Below are 18,892 nucleotides of genomic sequence, written 5' to 3' on the forward strand. Positions count from 1 at the left end.
TATCACATGCGAGGGATCGCTATCTTCGGATCAGCCGATGTTTGCCGGCAGTTCTCGGTCGCGTCTGCTGTTGTTTCTTTGCCTCGGCAGTTTTCTTCATGGGTGCGCCCTGTATTTTCCAGGCAAGAAGGAGTCACTCGCGCTTCCCGAGCCGACCGTCGAAAACGTCGAGCACAGCCGCTTTGTGTTGGGAAAAGACGACAGTGTCATGGGACAGCTGGCGACGGTGAAAGTCGAAGAGGGCGATTCCCTCCCGGACGTGGCCCGGCATTTCGGCTTGGGCTTGGAAGGGATCGGTGAAGCCAATCCCGAGGTCGATCTTTGGGCACCACAGCCGGGCAGCCGGGTGATACTGCCGATGCAGTTCATTGTGCCGGATGCTCCACGCAAGGGCGTCGTCGTCAATCTCGCCGCTATGCGCCTTTTTTATTTCCCAAAAAAGAAAGACGGAGAGGTGATCACTTATCCTGTAGGCATCGGGCGCGAAGGCCGCTCCACGCCAACCGGCGAAATGCTCGTCGAGCGGAAGACCAGCCATCCTACCTGGCATGTTCCGGAGTCCATCCGCAGGGATCATGAGAAAAAAGGCGATCCTCTTCCGGCAGTGGTGTCGCCTGGGCCCGACAATCCGCTGGGCGATTACGCCATGTATCTCAGCCGCCCCAGTTATCTGATCCATGGGACCAATAAGCCGTACGGCATCGGGCTTCGCGCCAGCAACGGCTGCGTCCGTCTCTATCCGGAAAACATCGAGACGCTGTACCGGGACGTGCCTGTCAAAACACCCGTGCGTATTGTCAATCAGCCCTATTTGGTGGGGTGGCGCGACGGCGAGCTTTATTTGGAAGCCCATGAGCCTCACGACGAGCTCAACGCAAAGCAGCTCAAGAAAAATCTGATTGCCGAGCTCAAGAAGATCGAAAAGAAACAAGGGCGAAAGCTGGATTGGCCTCGGGTCGAGCAGATCATGAGCGAGGGGCGGGGCATTCCGGTGCCGGTATTCGAGAACAGCGAAAATCTCGATCGGCTCGTGAGTAAAGCCGTGGCTCTGAAATATCCGGATGAGCTGTACGGTCAGCCGAAAACGCCGGCTATGACCGATAGCGGCTGGTACATTACGGCGTTGGCGTCCGGAGACGAGTTGAGCGCGCAACGTTTGGCGGCCGTCCTGAACCACCAGGGACCGCAGATTCCCGCGCGGGTGATGGCCTTGGATAACGGGCGCTTTAGTGTCATCGCCGGCCCTTTTAAGAATTCCAAGGCGACCAAGGCGGCGGCAAAGAGGATGAAAATCGATTTGGATATCGCAGGCAGTATCGTTTCGCCGAAGGAACGCCTTAGCTTGAAATGACCACTCCGCTTTCGGCACACCGAACTCGATAATCGCCTCTCCGTCGATCGTCGAGTTCGGTGACGCTGAATGCGATTACGTCAGATTCGGTTTGGTCTAGGCCGGATTGTCCTAAACCACAAATGACCCCGGAATCATTTCCACCCCCCAGATCTAGGCAATGACGCCGGTCTTTTGCGGCGTGAATTCAATAATTTGCTCGCCTTTGCTTGCACCCCGTTTAGGCGTCTGCTTCAGTCCTCACGCTTGAATTCGCCCTCTATCGTCCGCCGAGTCTCGTGTGTTGCCGTTCCGGCGGGGCGCGAAACGCTGCTTTCGAGAATGCGTTGCGCGATTCGTTTCCGGGTTGCCGGCAATAGGCAGAGCAGGGCCAACAGATCGCTGATAAAGCCGGGTATCAACAGCAGCAAGCCTCCAGCGGCTACCAAGCCGCCTTCGATCATCTCGCGAGCCGGCAATTCACCTCGCGCCAAGGCCTGTTGAACACGGAACCAGGTGGACCAACCCTGCACCCGCAATAGAAACGTGCCGAGCGCCGCGGCGCCTAGCAGCAGGAACAGCGTCGGGAAGAAACCCAACGAACCGATGAGCTTGATGAGTAAATAAATTTCTACGATAGGCAAGCTCAATAGGGCGAGCAATAGCCATTGACTGATGTTCATTGAGTCCTCATACGTTTAGAATTCCCGTTAATTCTGTGCTTTTTGCCATGTCTACCGAACACTGTCTAGTTTTGTGTACCTGCCCGGATGCGGAAACCGCGGAGAAGCTGGCCACTGCCTTGGTTGCCGAACGACTGGCCACCTGTGCCGGCATCGTCCCCGGACTCACGTCCATTTATCCTTGGGAAGGCAAGATAGAGACGGCGCAGGAGCATCTCCTCCTGATAAAGACCGAAACGGCTTCTTTCGAAGCATTGGAAGCTTCTATTCGCGAGAAACACCCCTACGAACTTCCCGAAATCATTGCGGTCCCTATACTGCACGGTTCGACCGCATATCTTGAATGGATAAGCAAATGGCTACATCCCAAGACCTGACGGCCTGCCTGGGCGGTTTCTCCCGGACTAGGGTCCACATCCTTACCTTCTTCTTAAAGAGTGATTTTGCTATGCCGCAGTTCCGCGAGCGGGTTTTAGGGCTGTTGCTTGCCCTTTTGTCGATTTGGACGGGTACGGTTTGGGCCATCAGTAGCGAAGAGCTTTTGCCGCCTGAACAGGCTTTCCGAATATCGGCAAAAACGGAAGGCGATGCGGCTGTGGTCGGATTCGACATTGCCGATGACTATTATCTGTATCGGCAAAAATTCAAGTTCACCTCCAAGACATCGGGCATCGACTTGGGTGAGCCGGTCTTTCCGAGGGGCGAGACCAAGCACGACGAGTTTTTCGGCGAGATGGAGATTTATCGCGGGCACGCGGATATCCGCCTTCCCCTCACGCGACGTGACGGCGCCGTCGATACCCTGGCTTTGGAGGTTACGTCGCAAGGCTGTGCCGATGCCGGGGTGTGCTATCCGCCGTATAAGCAGACGGTGAATGTACAGTGGCCGGCAAATGGCGCAAGCGGGTCAAAGACCAATTCGCTCGGAAAATTGGCCGAAGCCTTCAAATCGCTGGGCGTCAAAACCGAGCCCGTCGATTTGCTGCCGCCGGATGAGGCGTTCCGTTTTTTCGCCGAGGTCAAGGATGCCGATACATTGTGGGTGAACTGGCAGATTGCCGAGGGCTATTATCTCTACCGGGAGAAATTCAAGCTCACATTGGTTGACGCGGCCGGCGTCAAACTCGGGAGCTATGAGATTCCTCGCGGCGAGCCCAAGCACGACGAGGAGTTCGGGGCGGTGGAGGTGTTCCACCGGGACGTCGGTTTCGCCGTTCCGTTGTCGCGCGCTGATGGTCAGCCGGTCAATATTCAATTGCAGGCGAATTATCAGGGCTGCGCGGAGAAGGGGGTGTGTTACCCGCCGATGCAGAAAACCGCGAGTCTGGACTTGCCGGTCCGCAGCGCCGGGGAGGTTGCGGCGACGCTGGGCAAGGGAGATCCGGTGTCCGAGCAGGATCGGATCGCCTCGGCGCTGCAAAGCGACTCCATGTGGGCGACGGTTCTCAGTTTTCTGGGCTTCGGGCTGCTTTTGGCGTTCACGCCCTGTATTTTCCCGATGATCCCGATTTTGTCCGGCATCATCGTCGGGCATGGCCACACGATCACGACGGGGCGGGCCTTCATGCTGTCCCTCAGCTATGTGTTGGCGTCAGCGCTGGCCTACACGGTTTTCGGCGTATTGGCGGGTCTTTTCGGCAGCAATATCCAGGTGCTCTTTCAGGAGCCCAAGGTGATCGTTGCGTTCAGCGCTCTGTTCGTGCTGCTGGCTCTGTCCATGTTCGGCGTTTATACGCTGCAGGTACCGGAGTTCATCCAATCCCGCGTCGTTTCGCTCAGCAACCGGCAACACGGCGGAACCCTGGCGGGAGCGGCGGTAATGGGGGTACTCTCCGCCTTGATCGTGGGGCCCTGCGTCGCGGCGCCTCTGGCGGGCGCGCTGATCTATATCGGCCAGACCGGCGACGCCGTGCTCGGCGGGCTGGCTTTGTTCGCCCTCGGTTTCGGCATGGGGGTTCCCTTGCTGGTCATCGGCGCCTCGGCGGGGAAGTTGCTGCCCAAGGCCGGAATCTGGATGAACTCGGTAAAGGCCGCTTTCGGCGTGGGCCTCTTGGCGATAGCGGTTTGGCTGCTCGAGCGCATTCTTCCCGCCGCCGCATCCATGTTCCTGTGGGCGCTGCTGCTGATTATTCCAGCCATCTATCTCGGCGCCCTGGATGCTTTGCCTCACCCTGTTTCCGGCTGGCGCAGGCTGTGGAAGGGCGTAGGCATCGTCATGCTGGCTTACGGTGTGCTGTTGTTGATCGGCGTGGCCTCGGACAGCACCGATCCGCTACAGCCTTTGCGCGGGATGTATGCGACGACGGCCAAGGCGGCGCCGCAGTCGGTGGCTTTCCAAAAGGTCAAAAGTATCGACGATCTGCACAAGGAAGTGGCCAAGGCGGAGGCTAACGGGCAGTGGGTCATGCTGGATTTCTATGCCGACTGGTGCATCTCCTGCAAGGAGATGGAGCGCTATACCTTCGCCAACCCTAAAGTGCAAGGTGCGCTCGGCAATGTGGTGATGCTCCAGGCCGATGTCACGCAAAATTCCGCGGACGATCAGGCGCTGTTGAAAAGCTTTGGTCTTATCGGGCCGCCGGCAACGCTCTTTTTTGGGCCGGATAAGGAGGAGCGAAAATCGTTCCGTGTGGTCGGCTATATGAATGCGGATGAGTTTTTAGGGCATTTGCAAAAGGTATTGCGGTGAAGTCGTTGAAACTTTTATATGGATTGCTCGCACTGGCCGCTCTTCTTTTGGGCATTTTCGCTCAGCACTGGCTGGATACCGGGCCGACCGTCTCCCGCAATGCGGAAACCCCGGAGCAGGTGACGCTTAGGGACCTCGATGGCAATCCGCACGACATTGCCGAGTGGAAAGGTAATGTCATCGTACTCAATTTCTGGGCGACTTGGTGTCCACCCTGCCGGGAGGAGATGCCTGAGTTTGTCCGGCTGCAGACGGAGCTTGGGGAAAAAGGGGTCCAATTTATCGGGGTTGCCATAGACGAGTCGGAAGCCGTCCAGGAGTTTTTGAAAGAGACCCCGGTCAATTATCCGATCTTACTGGGTGATGAAAGTGCTGTCGCTTGGGCGGAGAGCCTCGGAAATCGACTTAACGCCTTGCCGTTTTCAGCCGTTTTCGATCGCAACGGACAGTTGGTTGACGTGCATACCGGGCCGTTCTCGAGAGAACAGCTCATGAAGGTTGTCGAATCTCTATTCCGTGTTGACGTATCCTCCAAATCGCACTAACTGCGTCGAATGTAAGCGAAATCCTTCATTTGTGGACAGATTTTGCTCGTTTCGGCAAAATAGCCGCGGTTTTTCGGCTTTCGCGGTAATCGGAAACAAGTCTGCTTTCGTAATATGGCAAACATCCTTGTGCTCAACGGTCCGAATCTCAATCTGCTTGGATTTCGCGAGCCCGGACTATATGGCAGTCAAACGCTGAGAGATATCGAGACCGCTCTCGATTCCAAGGCGCAAGCTCTTGGCCACCGCCTAGATTTTTTTCAAAGCAATGCCGAGCACGAGCTTATCGACCGTATTCACCAGGCATTCAGGGAGTCCGTCGACTTCATACTCATTAATCCGGGAGCTTATACGCATACCAGCATTGCGCTTCGAGACGCGTTTCTTGCAACCCGTATTCCCTTTATTGAGGTCCATTTATCCAACGTTCACGCACGGGAGCCATTCCGTAAGCATTCGTATTTGTCCGATATCGCCAGAGGCGTCATTTGCGGATTAGGCGCACTCGGCTATGAGCTCGCCTTGACTGCCGCCATACACATCCTAGAAACAGGCTAAAACATGGATATTAGAAAAATAAAAAAACTCATCGAAATGATTGAAGAGTCGGATATTGCGGAAATCGAGATTCACGAGGGGGAGGAGTCGGTACGCATCAGCCGGTACAGCAGCATTGCGCCGCAACCGGTGCAGGTTTTGCAGGCGGCCGCTGCGCCAGCCGCAGCGCTACAGCCCGGCGGGGCGCCGCAGGTGGTCGAGCCAACGGCGGATAAACTGACCGGACATATCGTCCGATCGCCCATGGTGGGAACTTTTTACCGTTCGCCGTCCCCGGGAGCCAAGACTTTCGTGGAGGTCGGCCAACGCGTGCAAGCAGGCGATACGCTCTGTATCATCGAGGCGATGAAAATTCTGAATCAGATCGAGGCGGATAAATCCGGTGTGATCGCCAAGGTATTGGTAGAAAACGCCCAACCGGTGGAGTACAACCAGCCCTTGTTCGTCATCGAGTAACGGCCCGTCGCTGTTGCTCATTATCCCGGCCTATCCTCCAGGTGTCTGTTCATGCTCGGTAAAGTTCTAATCGCCAACAGGGGCGAAATCGCCCTGCGCATTCTTCGTGCTTGCCGCGAACTCGGTATTAAAGCGGTGGCTGTGCATTCCGAGGCCGACCGCGACTTGAAACACGTGCGTCTTGCCGACGAGTCCGTGTGTATCGGTCCGGCTCCGTCGAAGGAAAGTTATCTCAACGTTCCGGCGATTATCAGCTCGGCTGAAGTCACCGATTCGGTGGCTATCCATCCCGGTTACGGGTTTTTGTCGGAAAATGCCGACTTCGCGGAAAAAGTGATCCAAAGTGGTTTCATTTTTATCGGCCCTCGTCCCGAAACCATCCGTCTCATGGGCGATAAGGTTTCTGCCATCGAGGCCATGAAAAAAGCCGGTATTCCGTGCTTGCCGGGCTCGGACGGTCCGCTGGGCGAAAATCACGACGAGAACCTGAAAATTGCCCGCCGGATCGGTTTTCCGATCATCATCAAGGCTGCCGGCGGCGGTGGCGGACGCGGCATGCGGGTTGTCCACAGCGAGGCCAATCTCCCCAGCGCCATCACGCTGACTCGAGGGGAGGCTGCGGCGGCGTTCGGCAACGACATGGTCTATATGGAGAAATTCCTAGAAGATCCGCGGCATATCGAATTTCAGGTGATTGCCGACGCACACGGGAATGTGATTCATCTGGGCGAGCGCGATTGCTCCACTCAACGTCGGCATCAGAAAGTGGTCGAAGAGGCGCCGGCGCCCGGTATCACCGAGGAGCAGCGTCGCCAAATGGGTGAGCGTTGCGTCAAAGCTTGTGAGGAAATCGGCTATCTGGGAGCCGGGACCTTCGAATTTCTTTACCAGGACGGCCAGTTCTATTTCATTGAGATGAATACCCGCGTGCAGGTGGAACATCCGGTGACCGAAATGGTGACGGGCTTCGACATCGTCAAGGAGCAGCTCCGCATTGCCGCCGGCGAGACATTGTCCATCAAGCAGGAAGACGTCAAGCTGCGGGGCCATGCCATAGAGTGCCGCATCAACGCCGAGGATCCTCATAGCTTTATCCCGAGTCCCGGCATGATCGAACAGTTCCACATGCCCGGAGGTCCGGGTATCCGAGTCGAAACGCATATCTATAACGGCTATCGGGTGCCTCCCTACTACGACTCGATGATCGGCAAGCTCATTGCCCACGGCGAGACTCGGAGCGGAGCCATTGCGCGTGCGCGTATGGCTCTCCAGGAAATGGTCATCGGCGGCATCAAGTGCAATATTCCTTTGCTGCTCGATATCATCAACGATGCGGCTTTTAATGCCGGTGGGCAGAACATCCATTACTTGGAGCAGAAGCTGGGATTGAAACACTGATGTGGCGTCAGTTGGCGATTACGGTCGACAAGTCTTCGGCGGAGCCGGTTTCCGATCTTTTGGCGAGTCTCGGCGCCGTTTCCGTCAGCTTCGAGGACGCCGGCGACCAGCCCTTGTTCGAGCCTAAACCGGGAGAGACGCCGGTTTGGCAGCAGACCAAAGTAATCGGGTTATTCGATACCGACGCCGATACCAACCAGATCCGGAATTCGGTCGAGAAGGAATTCGGCAAGAGGGTGCTGCAGTACCAACTCGAGGATTTGGAGGACCGCGTATGGGAGAGGGCCTGGCTGGATCATTTTCAGCCGATGCGCTTCGGTCGCCGGCTTTGGATTTGTCCGACGGGCTTCGAGCCTCCTGAGCCCGAGGCCGTCAACGTAGTGCTTGATCCGGGATTGGCTTTCGGAACCGGGACTCACCCTACTACCGCACTTTGTCTCGAATGGCTGGACGGCCAAGAGCTCGAAGGCAAGACCGTCATCGATTACGGCTGCGGTTCCGGTATCCTGGCCGTGGCCGCATTGAAACTAGGAGCGGCGAAGGCCTACGGCGTGGATATCGATCCTCAGGCGCTCACCGCATCGGAAGAGAATGCGCGCAAAAATAGCGTGGAGGCAGGTCTGGTGCTCGGTTACCCGCGCGAGCTGGCTGCCGTTCGGGCTGACGTGCTGCTCGCCAATATTCTGGCTACCCCGTTGATCGAACTGGCTGCCGATATCGGCGAAAAGGTTCGCCCCGGCGGGCGGTTGGCCCTGTCCGGAATTTTAGCGACGCAGGTTGAGACTGTCCGTTCGGCTTACGCTTCGCGATTTGATTTCTCTCCCCCTGTGCTTCGTGAGGAATGGGCATTGCTCACCGGCGTTAAACTCCCAGGTTAAATCGTGTATACGCGCTGCCCCGAATGTAAGACCGCATACCGCATCAGCATCGGGCAACTGCGGGCTGGGCGTGGAGAAGCTCTTTGCGAGCACTGCCATATCGTATTCAATGCGTTGGTGTCCTTGGCCCATATCGTGAAGGATGCGGTTCCGGAGGGGACACTTCAAGCCAGACCCCCGGTTTTGGGGGCTCAAGAAGCGGTTCTCGTCCGAAAGTTCGAGCGGGAGCTGTTGGAAGAGTCGGATGTCGACGATTTATCGGCGACGGAGAGCAAAGAGAAGCCAATTGACCGGATTTCCCGGGGCGCCCGTGACAAAGAGGCCGCCGAGTCATCTCCAGTGATACAAGGGGGGCTCTGGGGATTGGGTGTTTTCGGATTGCTGGCTCTCCTGGCCACTCAGCTGGCCGTTTTCGAAGGAGAAAAGCTGGTGCAGAATGCGCGGATGCGGCCATGGCTGGATATGGCCTGCAAGACCATCGATTGCTCTCTGCCGCCTTACAAAGATGTGCGCCGAATCCAGATTTTCGACCGGGCCTTGCGGCCGGATTCGAATCGCGACGAAGCCCTGGAATTTCAATTGGTTTTCGCGAACCAATCCAACTTGCCGCAAATCTTCCCCAATCTGAAGCTGGTTCTTACGGAGCTCAATGGAAGTCCCGTTGCGGAGCGGATATTCACGCCTGCGGAATATCTCGCGGAAGGGGAAAAAATCTCGCTGATGCCGGTCGGCAAACCGTTCGAAATCCATTTGCTGCTGGCTAAACCCAGCGGTGGTGTGGGCGGTTTCGTTTTCGAATTGCTCTAATCCCGAGAATCATACTCCCGAAAGCCCCTGTCCAGGCGGCTTTCAGTCCTCGCCAAGCTGTCGGAGAAGCCAGTCCCGAATCGCCGTGATCTCTTCCCTGCAAACCGAATGTTGGATCGGATAGCGATGCCATTCGACGTCATAACCCTTGGCTTTCAGTAACGCGCAGCTGCTACTGCCCAACTCATACGGAACAACCGGATCTTGCGTGCCGTGCGCCATGAATATGGGCAGCGAATGCGATGCCTGAGGCATGTGTTCCGGCATGGCCACATAGGCCGAAAGGGCGATGACGCCGCCGAGCGTGTGGGAATAATGCGCCGCCGTATCCAATGCAATGACGCCTCCCTGGGAGAACCCGGCCAGAATGATGCGCGAGGGACTAACGCCACATTGGATTTCCCGCGCAATCACTTCGGATACTGACCTCCGGGATTCGAGTATCCCGGCTTCATCGGGGAATAGGCTCAGGTCCTGCCGGACAATGTCGTACCACGCGCGCATCCTATATCCGCCGTTTATCGTGATTGCACGATATGGGCCATGGGGGAATATGAAACGGACACCTAGGTTTTCAGGCAACCCGAGTTCCTTCGCGATCGGTTCAAAGTCATGGCCGTCGGCGCCCAGGCCATGCAGCCAGATAAGGGTGGAGCGATGGACGTCGCGCGGTCGAATTTCGACAGCGGCTAAATGGCTATCCGACATGAAGTGCTTAGGTGCAGTTGGGCATTTGAGCCCAAGTGTTGCATTTGGTGACTAGGGAGGCAAGCCGAGCCGCCTGCTTCGGAAATGAAGAAAAGCCAGTAGTCGACGAGATTTCCGGCAGGCGGCTTTAAAAAAGGGGCGTATTTTGGCTGACTGCTGGCGCTGCATTCGAAGAGAGCTTACAGGGGAAAAATCCCTGTGGATTAAGTCCCTATGCTTTACCGGATCGTCTCGAGATCAAGCCCAAACTGGCGATGGCCGAGCCTAACAGCCAGACCGCCGTGGGAAGAGGGACAGGCGCGGGAGCCGTTCCCGGGCCGTTGCCGCCGCCAAAGAAGCCGCTTGTGGTCTCTCCGGGACCCGAGAAATCGGTCACGTGAGCCGCGTACCAGGCGTTTCCTTCCCCCGCATTTCCGCCGGAGGGCCCATGATAGGAGGCGGGCGTGTCGCCGGTGATCCCGGTGATGCTGAAGGTCAGCGGCTCCTGGCGATTGCTTCCCGTCCCGCTCACGACCACGTCGAATTCGCCGAAACCATTTAATTGGCTATTGATATCGACGGTCCAGCCGCTGGGTAAGTTGCTGATATTGCCAGATCCGGGGCTAGGCCCGGCATTTACCACATTAAATCCGAATGCCTGGATGCCGAAGTTGGAAAGCTCATTACCGGCGAAAGGCCCGCCCGGACCGTTCAGTGCATCGACATTAAAGGTGATATCGTCTCCCGATGTCTCGGTAATCACGGTTAGGTAGTTCGTTCCGTCGGTAAAGGGGGCCTGGTTAATGTTCGTTTGATCCAGGAAGTAGGACGCTGCCTGGGCTTGGCCTGTAAATGCCAACGCCGCTCCTAGATAAATCGGTGTGAGTTTCATGATTCTTTCCTTGAAAACCTGTTTGGCTAGTTCATCTAGCGAAACACAAACCGGGTATGGCCTGGTTTGTCCCTAACGCCGATCACGAGTGTGAGGGTGTAACGGTGTTGACGCGGTTAAAACTTCATAGTTCCCGTTGCTAGCATATGTTTACGTTCTGTCATGCTGCTGAGACAAAAGCGATCGGATTCGGGAGCTGATCACCCGCTTTGCAAATGCTTGAGAGTGCCGTGTCGCGGCTGCCGAACCAAAATCTCGACTCGCGTTCCGGCAGGACAATCCTTCTTGGAGCTCCGAAAGCTCTTGGCTTATCCTATCGCTCAGCTTGGAGCGTCCATTGTGTCTGGACTCCAAAAGTTGATAATTTAATATAAGGCAATCTTATTAAGGTAATCATAACAACTTAATTTTCTTTATGAATGGAACGGCTTATAGTTCCTCGCCGTGAAAGGGCAACACGATTTGCGGTCCAAGAAGGACCCTGTAACTATTTCTGAGAACAATCCACATACGTGGTAGGAGGAAAGTATGGCTGTAAAAACCTATAACGCGGGCGTAAAAGAATACCGCGAGACATACTGGATGCCGGATTACACTCCGGCGGATACCGATCTCTTGGCCGTCTTTAAAATTACGCCCCAGCCCGGCGTTCCTCGTGAGGAAGCGGCGGCGGCGGTCGCCGCCGAATCGTCCACCGGTACCTGGACCACGGTGTGGACCGATCTTTTGACTGATCTCGATTATTACAAAGGCCGTGCGTACCGCATCGAAGACGTTCCGGGCAGCGACGAGCAGTTCTACGCCTTCATCGCTTATCCGATCGATTTGTTCGAGGAAGGGTCGGTCGTAAACGTTTTCACCTCCCTGGTCGGCAACGTGTTCGGCTTCAAGGCCGTCCGCGGCCTCCGTCTGGAAGACGTGCGCTTTCCCATCGCTTATGTGATGACCTGCGGCGGTCCGCCCCACGGTATCCAGGTCGAGCGCGACATCATGAACAAGTACGGCCGTCCGCTCTTGGGCTGCACCATCAAGCCAAAGCTGGGGCTGTCCGCGAAGAACTACGGCCGCGCTGTTTACGAATGCCTGCGCGGCGGTCTGGACTTCACCAAGGACGACGAGAACGTCAACAGCCAGCCGTTCATGCGCTGGAAGCAGCGTTTCGACTTCGTCATGGAAGCCATCAACAAGGCCGAAATGGAGACCGGCGAACGTAAAGGCCACTATTTGAACGTGACCGCGCCGACTCCGGAAGAAATGTACAAGCGTGCGGAATACGCCAAAGAAATCGGCGCGCCCATCATCATGCACGACTATATTACCGGGGGATTCTGCGCCAACACCGGTCTGGCCAACTGGTGCCGCGACAATGGCGTTCTCCTGCATATCCACCGTGCGATGCACGCTGTGATCGACCGTAACCCGAACCACGGTATCCATTTCCGCGTGTTGACCAAGATCCTGAGACTGTCGGGCGGCGACCACCTGCACACCGGCACCGTGGTCGGTAAATTGGAAGGCGACCGAGCGTCCACGCTGGGCTGGATCGATCTGCTCCGCGAACGCTACATCAAAGAAGACCGCAGCCGCGGAATCTTCTTCGATCAAGATTGGGGCTCCATGCCAGGCGTCTTCGCGGTCGCGTCGGGCGGTATCCACGTATGGCACATGCCGGCGCTGGTCTCCATCTTCGGCGACGACGCCGTGCTGCAATTCGGCGGCGGCACCCTGGGCCATCCTTGGGGCAACGCCGCCGGGGCGGCGGCTAACCGCGTCGCTCTGGAAGCCTGTGTCGAAGCCCGCAACCAGGGCCGTCAGCTTGAAAAGGAAGGTAAGGAAATTCTAACGTCCGCGGCGAAAGACAGCCCGGAACTCAAGGCTGCATTGGAAACTTGGAAGGAGATCAAGTTCGAGTTCGACACGGTCGACAAACTCGATGTGGCACACAAGTAACCCCTTGAGTAATCAGATGTGGATTGAAGCGATACCGTTGACGAGTTAGACATCGCCTAAAAGCATGCCCCTCTCTCTAAAACGAGAGAGGAGTTATGTGAGCGATCATTGAACGAGGATTGGAACAACCATGAGCGAAATGCAAGATTACAAATCCAGCCTGACCGATGTTTCGAGCCGCAAATTCGAAACCTTCTCCTATTTGCCGGCGATGGACGCCGCCCAGGTTCGGAAACAGGTGGAATATATCGTCAGCAAGGGCTGGAACCCGGCCATCGAGCACACCGAGCCGGAAAATGCTTTCGACCACTATTGGTACATGTGGAAATTGCCGATGTTCGGCGAAACCGATGTGGACAGAATCCTGGCCGAAGCCGAAGCTTGCCACAAGGCGCACCCGAACAATCATGTGCGGCTGGTCGGTTATGACAACTACAAGCAGTCGCAAGGCGCCTCCATGGTTATCTACCGGGGCCCGATCAAAGTCTAAGTCCCGCTTGGGTTAGGTTCGATAGCCCCGCTCTGCCAACGCAGGCCGGGGCTTTTTTATTGAAGCGGCGATTCTCGCCCCAACGATTGGAAAAGACATGGATTCAAGCGAGCGGCTCAATCAGACCATGACGCTCAAAGACGGGCGCCAGCTCGGCTTCGCCGAAGTCGGCGATCCGGCCGGAACACCGGTCGTCTACTGCCACGGGTTCCCGGCCTCTCGGCTGGAGAGCGTTCTCATCGCGGCGGCGGCCGAACGCCAGCGAGTGCGCATTATCGCCCCGGATCGTCCCGGATACGGCTTGTCGAATTGGAAGCCGGAGCGAACCATCGGGGACTGGGCGGATGATGTGGTTCAACTAGCAGACCATCTCGGCATAGAACGATTTTCGGTGCTGGGTACGTCCGGCGGTGGGCCTTACGGATTGGCGTTAGCCGCTCGGCTGCCGGACCGGGTGAGGGCAGTCGGGATCGTCTGCGGTCTCGGGCGTCTGACTGGTACGGAAACAATGCAGGCGATGCGTTGGCCGGCGCGGTTCGGGTTTGGTGTGGCCCGCAAGTCGCGCTGGCTGCTGAGCTTGGTTTACGGGGAGTTCATCGGACGCTTGATTTACCGGAAACCGGAAGCGGCGCTGTCTCTGCTGACTGTGGGCAGTCCCGCTTCCGATCGATCAACCTTGACACGCCCCCAAGTCAAATCGGCCCTGTGCGCCTCGGTGCGCGAAGCGTTACGCCCGGGTGCGGAGGGGGCCGTGCAGGATATGGTCTTGTATGCCCACGATTGGGGATTCGACCTCGCGCAGATTCGGATGCCGATCATCTTTTGGCATGGCGAGGCGGATGTGACCGTGCCCTTGTCCCACACGCTGGCGCTTGCGGAATCGTTCCCGCAGGCACAGGTTTGCAGGTATCCGGACGAGGGGCACTTTTCGCTGCCGATAGACCGTGCGGACGAAATTATCGAGACACTAATCGAGTCGATAATACGTTGAAATCCGGAAAGAGGATTAACCGATGACCCATTCCGAACAGTATTTAATCAAAGAACAACCCTACTACCGCCCGGTCGCCGATGAGGTCGATCTGTTCGAGGCCGCTTACGCCGCTCGCATGCCGGTCATGCTGAAAGGCCCCACCGGGTGCGGCAAGACCCGGTTCGTCGAGTACATGGCCTGGAAATTAAACCGCCCGTTGATTACCGTAGCCTGCAACGAAGACATGACTGCCTCCGACCTGATCGGCCGCTTCCTGCTGGATGCCACCGGCACCCGCTGGCAAGACGGTCCCTTGACCACCGCTGCGCGCATGGGCGCCATCTGCTATCTGGACGAAGTCGTCGAAGCCAGGCAGGACACGACCGTGGTCATTCACCCGTTGACCGATCACCGCCGCACCTTGCCGCTCGACAAAAAGGGTGAGTTGGTGAACGCCCATCCCGATTTCCAGTTGGTGATCTCCTACAATCCGGGTTACCAAAACCTTTTGAAGGATTTGAAGCAATCCACCAAACAACGCTTCGGCGCGCTGGACTTCAACTATCCGGAAACCGAGGTGGAATCTGAAGTGGTGTCCCATGAAACCGGCGTGGACGCGAAGACCGCCGAGAAGCTGGTGCAGATTGCCCATCGCGCCCGCAATCTCAAAGGGCATGGTCTGGACGAAGGCATATCGACCCGCTTGCTGGTTTACGCCGGACATCTCATCTCCAAAGGCGTTGAACCCAGGGCGGCGTGCCAGATGACCTTGGTGCGTCCTTTGACCGACGATCCCGACATGCGGGATACGCTGGACGCGGCGGTTGCCACCTTTTTCTAAACAGCTTCTAAGTCGCTGCAAAGCCGGGTGCGGGCCAATAGAAAAAGAGGCGAGCCATGAGCATCAACCTAGAGGACTACCGCGAATACCTGGAGCGGGTCGAGCCGCATGTCAAGGATACGCTGGAAGCCAGCTTTCACGAAGCGGCTCGGGTCATGTCTCCGGGCGGCCTGCGCAACTATATCGAAGGTGCCCGCGCACTCTCGGAGCTTGGGCGCGGAACGGAATTGGTCGTGTCCTATATTCAGGAAATGCCGCTGGTCGCCAAGGAGGTGGGGGACGAGATCATCCCCGATGTCGTTACCGCCGTGATGAAGCTGGCATCGATGGTGAGCGGCAGCGTGATCGCCGTGCTGTTCGACAGCTTGCCCACGGCGGCCAACCGGCTCGGCGATGCCGATCTATTGCGTCAGTATTTGGCCTTGATCCATCAATTGTCAGCGAAGGCCCCGCGCGGACTGCGTCCGATGCTCCAGCATCTAGATCAACTGTTCGAGAAGTTGACGCTGGGCGGATTGCGCCGCTGGGCACTTTGGGGCGCACAGGTGCATGGGCGCGATTTTGAAAACCTGGCCAAATACTTCAGCCTGCAAACCGCTGACAGTGTGGCGGTTTTACAGAAAGAGCGGCGCGGCACGCTGTTTGTCGATACCCAGCGCAAGCTGAACTTTTACCTGCGCGCGTTGTGGGGCCGCGATTTTTACATGCGTCCGACGGCCGGAGACTACGAAAGCCGCCAAAGTCTCAAGCCGTTCATCGATTTTCCGGTCATTTACCTGCCGGACGCCTTCGACGACTACGGCGGCATTTCGGGGAAGGAGCTATACCGCGCCGCCAGCGCCCATGCCGCCGCGCATCTAGCCTACACCGAGAAGGCCATTTCGGCGGAAGCGCTGAATCCGGTGCAGATGTTCATGATCGGTCTGATGGAAGACGCGCGTGTCGAGCACCTGGCCATACGCCAGTTTCCCGGCCTCCAGCAGCTTTGGCTTCCGCTGCATGAGGCAGCCGCCGAAGGCCGAGAAGGCCGCGATCCCGCTCTTTTGTTCCTGGAGCGCTTGGCCCATGCGCTGCTCGATCGGGAGCTCGAAACCGACGATGCGCTGATTCGGGAGACCGTAGCGGCGTTTTGGGAGGCATTTTCGGCCCGTTCCCATGACAACCAAATCAGCTGGGATCTGGGCGTAACGCTCTACAACAAGATCAAGGACCGTATGGCCGTCTCGTCGCTGCGGGTTCTGGAGGGAATCGACATCCCGTACCGCGACGATAACCGGTTCATTTGGGCGTTCGCAGAGCAGCGCTGGGATCAAGCGGAATACGTGCCGGCCAGTGAACGTCAGGTGCGCAGGAAGGTCTCGGTGATGGAGATGGTCAACGAGGTGGACTGCGAACTGGCGGGGGACGACGCCCAGGAAGTCTGGACGCTGGAGACGCCGTTCTACCTGGACCAGGAAGGCTGTACCATCAATGAGCTTGAGGGCAAGGAGCCGGTCAGCGACCCTTATCATTACCCCGAATGGGATTACCAGGTGCAGTTGCACCGACCCAATTGGGCGACGGTGCTGGAGAAGCGGCAGTCTAGGGGAGATCGGGACTTGATCGAGCAGATTCTAGTTGAGTACAAGCCCATCGCCAGTCGTCTCAAGCACATCATCGACGCCCTGCAACCACAGGGTTTGATTCGCCAGCGACGACAGGAGGACGGCGACGAGATCGACCTTAACGCCGCCATTCGCGCCATGGTCGACATCCGCATGGGCGAGATGCCAGACCCGCGCATCAGTATCCGCTACATCCGGAAGACGCGGGACTTGGCGGTGCTGGTGCTTCTCGATCTATCGGAATCGACCAACGAGACCCTGCCAGGCTCGGATCGCGCCGTGATTCAGCTTGCGCGGGAGGCGACCACCTTGCTGGCTTGGGCCATCGACGGCATCGGCGATCCCTTTGCCATTCACGGGTTCGCTTCGGATGGACGGCACGATGTGCAGTACTACCGTTTCAAGGATTTCGATCAAGCCTTCGACGATAAGGCGAAAGCGCGACTGGCGGGCATGCAGGGTGGGCTCTCGACGCGGATGGGGGCGGCGCTTCGTCATGCCGGAAAGTTTCTGCTCAGACAGCCGCAGCAGAAAAAATTGCTGCTCTTGGTTTCGGACGGCGAGCCGGCGGATATCGACGAGCGCGATCCGCAATACCTCCGGTTTGATACCAAGAAGGCGGTGGAGGAACTGGCGACCGCGGGTGTGACGAGCTATTGCCTCACTCTAGACCCCGAAGCCGACGAATATGTATCCAGAATCTTCGGCCCGAATCGCTACACTGTCGTCGATCATGTGCAGCGATTGCCGGAGCGCTTGCCGGCCTTGTTCGTGAGTTTGACCGGCTGATGTACACTATCCGAATAAGATCGACCGGAGCCGTGCCAGCCTGGATTCCGCCAGAGTCCCCGGTCTCCCGGGAGCCAGGAGACCGATCCTAATCCCACTGATCTAGGGGGCACAGATCAATTTCCCGACTGACCTCGAGGATCTGTTCCCTTAACCATTGATGAGCAGGATCTTTATCTCTCAATGGGTGCCAAGCCACGACGAAGTCATAGGCCGGCAGACCGAAGGGGACCTGGACGAGTTTCAATGGCGAGGACTTGATACAAGCTTCAGCGATTCGCCGGGGTAACGAAAGCAAGAGGTCCGTCGTTGCGACGGTAAAAGGAGCCGAGAGAAAATTCGGCACGACCACGGCGACTCGTCTCTCCAAACCCTGTTTCATTAGCCAGCGTTCGACAATCTGTGCATTCAGATCGCAAGAGGAGATCAGCAACTGATTCCTTTGTAGGTATTCCTCCAGAGTGATTTCATCTTCAACACCAGCATAGTCACGGCGGGCGATGCAAACTATAGTGTCATCGAAAAGCCGCACCCAATTCAGATGCGCCGGCAGCTTCAACATCGCCTGAAAGCCTAAAATCAAATCGATCTCCTGATTCTGCAACCGGGCCTCGAGCGAACCAGTGTCTGGCCGTTGCACATGAATCTCGATCCGAGGAGCGAGGTTGCACACCCGCTCGATCAGGCGGGGCAAGACAAGAAACTCGACATAGTCCGATCCGGCCAGGATGAATCGTTCGTGGCTCGTAGCAGGATCGAATTGAGCCGGCGACTTGAGGATATGTTCCGCGTTTCGCAGGACCGAGCGGACGGGCTCGAGCAATGCCGAGGCGCGTTCCGTGGGCTTCATGCCCGTCGGTGTCCTCACTAGCAAAGGATCGTCGAACTGTTGCCGAAGCCGCTGCAGGATTTGGCTCATAGCCGACTGGGTAATAAACATCTTTTCGGCGGCCCGTGAAACGTTGAGTTCCTGCATCAACAGATCGAAGGCCAGCAGCATGGTGAAATCGAGGTGCCTCAGATTTAACATGTTTGAAAACTGCTACTGTCGTTAAATACGACCGGCCGTTGGATACCTTAGCTTAAACCAGCTGTCCAGCCAGAATTGGACTTCAGTATTGTTCGGCAATCTTGCCGAAAGTTCCCTTGCCCTTGGATGTCTCCTTCGCCCCCAAGCCCGCAGCACCGCCACTCGGAGGCGCTTCACCCCAGCTTTGCGGTGGACGCGGAACCTTACCATCCATGATGTCGTCAATTTGGAAACGATCAATAGTCTCGTACTTGATCAAGGCTTCTGCCATAAGATGCAATTTTTCCATATT

General features: G+C 57.1%; 18 protein-coding genes and 1 pseudogene. 14 read left to right on the forward strand and 5 right to left on the reverse strand.

The features are described 5' to 3' along the window. The first annotated feature begins 37 nt into the window (after positions 1-37). Positions 38-1,351, forward strand: a complete 1,314-nt coding sequence (locus VEB01_RS01835) for a L,D-transpeptidase family protein (protein ID WP_324872398.1) — start codon at positions 38-40, stop codon at positions 1,349-1,351. 233 nt (positions 1,352-1,584) lie between these two features. Here VEB01_RS01835 and VEB01_RS01840 read toward each other — a convergent pair whose 3' ends face one another. After that, on the reverse strand, positions 1,585-2,013 hold the full coding sequence (locus VEB01_RS01840; protein ID WP_324872399.1) for an FxsA family protein: 429 nt from the start codon (positions 2,011-2,013) through the stop codon (positions 1,585-1,587). A 47-nt stretch (positions 2,014-2,060) separates the two neighbouring features. Here VEB01_RS01840 and cutA point away from each other — a divergent pair, with 47 nt between their 5' ends. The 8 genes from cutA (at position 2,061) to VEB01_RS01880 (ending at position 9,344) form a co-directional block, all read left to right on the forward strand. Beyond that, positions 2,061-2,390 carry a divalent-cation tolerance protein CutA gene (cutA, locus tag VEB01_RS01845; protein ID WP_324872400.1) on the forward strand — a complete coding sequence of 110 codons (330 nt, stop codon included), beginning with the start codon at positions 2,061-2,063 and terminating at the stop codon, positions 2,388-2,390. Beyond that, complete coding sequence (gene dsbD / locus VEB01_RS01850; RefSeq protein ID WP_324872401.1) at positions 2,369-4,702, forward strand: protein-disulfide reductase DsbD; 2,334 nt, start codon at positions 2,369-2,371, stop codon at positions 4,700-4,702. Before cutA ends, dsbD begins: the two co-directional genes overlap by 22 nt. Before the next feature lie 5 nt (positions 4,703-4,707). Beyond that, the gene (locus VEB01_RS01855) at positions 4,708-5,247 is read left to right on the forward strand and encodes a TlpA family protein disulfide reductase (protein ID WP_324872402.1); all 540 of its coding nucleotides are present in this window, start codon (positions 4,708-4,710) and stop codon (positions 5,245-5,247) included. A 114-nt stretch (positions 5,248-5,361) separates the two neighbouring features. After that, positions 5,362-5,805 carry a type II 3-dehydroquinate dehydratase gene (gene aroQ / locus VEB01_RS01860; RefSeq protein WP_324872403.1) on the forward strand — a complete coding sequence of 148 codons (444 nt, stop codon included), beginning with the start codon at positions 5,362-5,364 and terminating at the stop codon, positions 5,803-5,805. Between the two features lie 3 nt (positions 5,806-5,808). After that, entirely contained in the window at positions 5,809-6,261 is a 453-nt protein-coding gene (gene accB, locus VEB01_RS01865; protein WP_324872404.1) for an acetyl-CoA carboxylase biotin carboxyl carrier protein, read from the forward strand. 51 nt (positions 6,262-6,312) lie between these two features. Continuing rightward, positions 6,313-7,659, forward strand: coding sequence for an acetyl-CoA carboxylase biotin carboxylase subunit (gene accC / locus VEB01_RS01870; protein WP_324872405.1), 1,347 nt, complete (start codon positions 6,313-6,315; stop codon positions 7,657-7,659). Then, positions 7,659-8,537, forward strand: a complete 879-nt coding sequence (prmA, locus tag VEB01_RS01875) for a 50S ribosomal protein L11 methyltransferase (RefSeq protein ID WP_324872406.1) — start codon at positions 7,659-7,661, stop codon at positions 8,535-8,537. Before accC ends, prmA begins: the two co-directional genes overlap by 1 nt. Positions 8,538-8,540: 3 nt before the next feature. Next, positions 8,541-9,344, forward strand: coding sequence for a zinc-ribbon and DUF3426 domain-containing protein (locus tag VEB01_RS01880; protein ID WP_324872407.1), 804 nt, complete (start codon positions 8,541-8,543; stop codon positions 9,342-9,344). 42 nt (positions 9,345-9,386) lie between these two features. Here the strand turns inward: VEB01_RS01880 and VEB01_RS01885 are convergent, their stop codons facing one another. Beyond that, positions 9,387-10,052: an alpha/beta hydrolase gene (locus VEB01_RS01885; RefSeq protein WP_324872408.1), complete on the reverse strand. Its 666-nt coding sequence runs from the start codon at positions 10,050-10,052 to the stop codon at positions 9,387-9,389. A 211-nt stretch (positions 10,053-10,263) separates the two neighbouring features. Next, entirely contained in the window at positions 10,264-10,923 is a 660-nt protein-coding gene (locus VEB01_RS01890; RefSeq protein WP_324872409.1) for a VPLPA-CTERM sorting domain-containing protein, read from the reverse strand. Positions 10,924-11,451: 528 nt separating this feature from the next. Between VEB01_RS01890 and VEB01_RS01895 the strand changes: the two genes are divergently transcribed. The 5 genes from VEB01_RS01895 (at position 11,452) to VEB01_RS01915 (ending at position 17,570) form a co-directional block, all read left to right on the forward strand. Further along, a complete protein-coding gene (locus tag VEB01_RS01895) occupies positions 11,452-12,873 on the forward strand; it encodes a form I ribulose bisphosphate carboxylase large subunit (protein WP_324872410.1) in 1,422 nt (473 codons plus the stop codon). Positions 12,874-13,003: 130 nt separating this feature from the next. Further along, complete coding sequence (locus VEB01_RS01900) at positions 13,004-13,363, forward strand: ribulose bisphosphate carboxylase small subunit (RefSeq protein ID WP_324872411.1); 360 nt, start codon at positions 13,004-13,006, stop codon at positions 13,361-13,363. 97 nt (positions 13,364-13,460) lie between these two features. Next, positions 13,461-14,354, forward strand: a complete 894-nt coding sequence (locus VEB01_RS01905) for an alpha/beta fold hydrolase (protein WP_324872412.1) — start codon at positions 13,461-13,463, stop codon at positions 14,352-14,354. 22 nt (positions 14,355-14,376) lie between these two features. Further along, positions 14,377-15,177: a CbbQ/NirQ/NorQ/GpvN family protein gene (locus VEB01_RS01910; RefSeq protein WP_324872413.1), complete on the forward strand. Its 801-nt coding sequence runs from the start codon at positions 14,377-14,379 to the stop codon at positions 15,175-15,177. Positions 15,178-15,233: 56 nt separating this feature from the next. Continuing rightward, a complete protein-coding gene (locus VEB01_RS01915) occupies positions 15,234-17,570 on the forward strand; it encodes a nitric oxide reductase activation protein NorD (RefSeq protein WP_324872414.1) in 2,337 nt (778 codons plus the stop codon). Positions 17,571-17,658: 88 nt separating this feature from the next. On the opposite strand, the gene VEB01_RS01920 is transcribed toward VEB01_RS01915, so the two are convergent. Together VEB01_RS01920 and VEB01_RS01925 are read right to left on the reverse strand one after the other, a co-directional pair. Then, on the reverse strand, positions 17,659-18,600 hold the full coding sequence (locus VEB01_RS01920; RefSeq protein WP_324872415.1) for a LysR family transcriptional regulator: 942 nt from the start codon (positions 18,598-18,600) through the stop codon (positions 17,659-17,661). 82 nt (positions 18,601-18,682) lie between these two features. Continuing rightward, positions 18,683-18,892 (reverse strand): annotated as a pseudogene (locus VEB01_RS01925) (ATP-dependent zinc metalloprotease FtsH); the annotation flags it as partial.

The sequence above is a fragment of the Methylocaldum sp. genome (genome assembly GCF_035627495.1).
Classification (GTDB): Bacteria; Pseudomonadota; Gammaproteobacteria; order Methylococcales; family Methylococcaceae; genus Methylocaldum.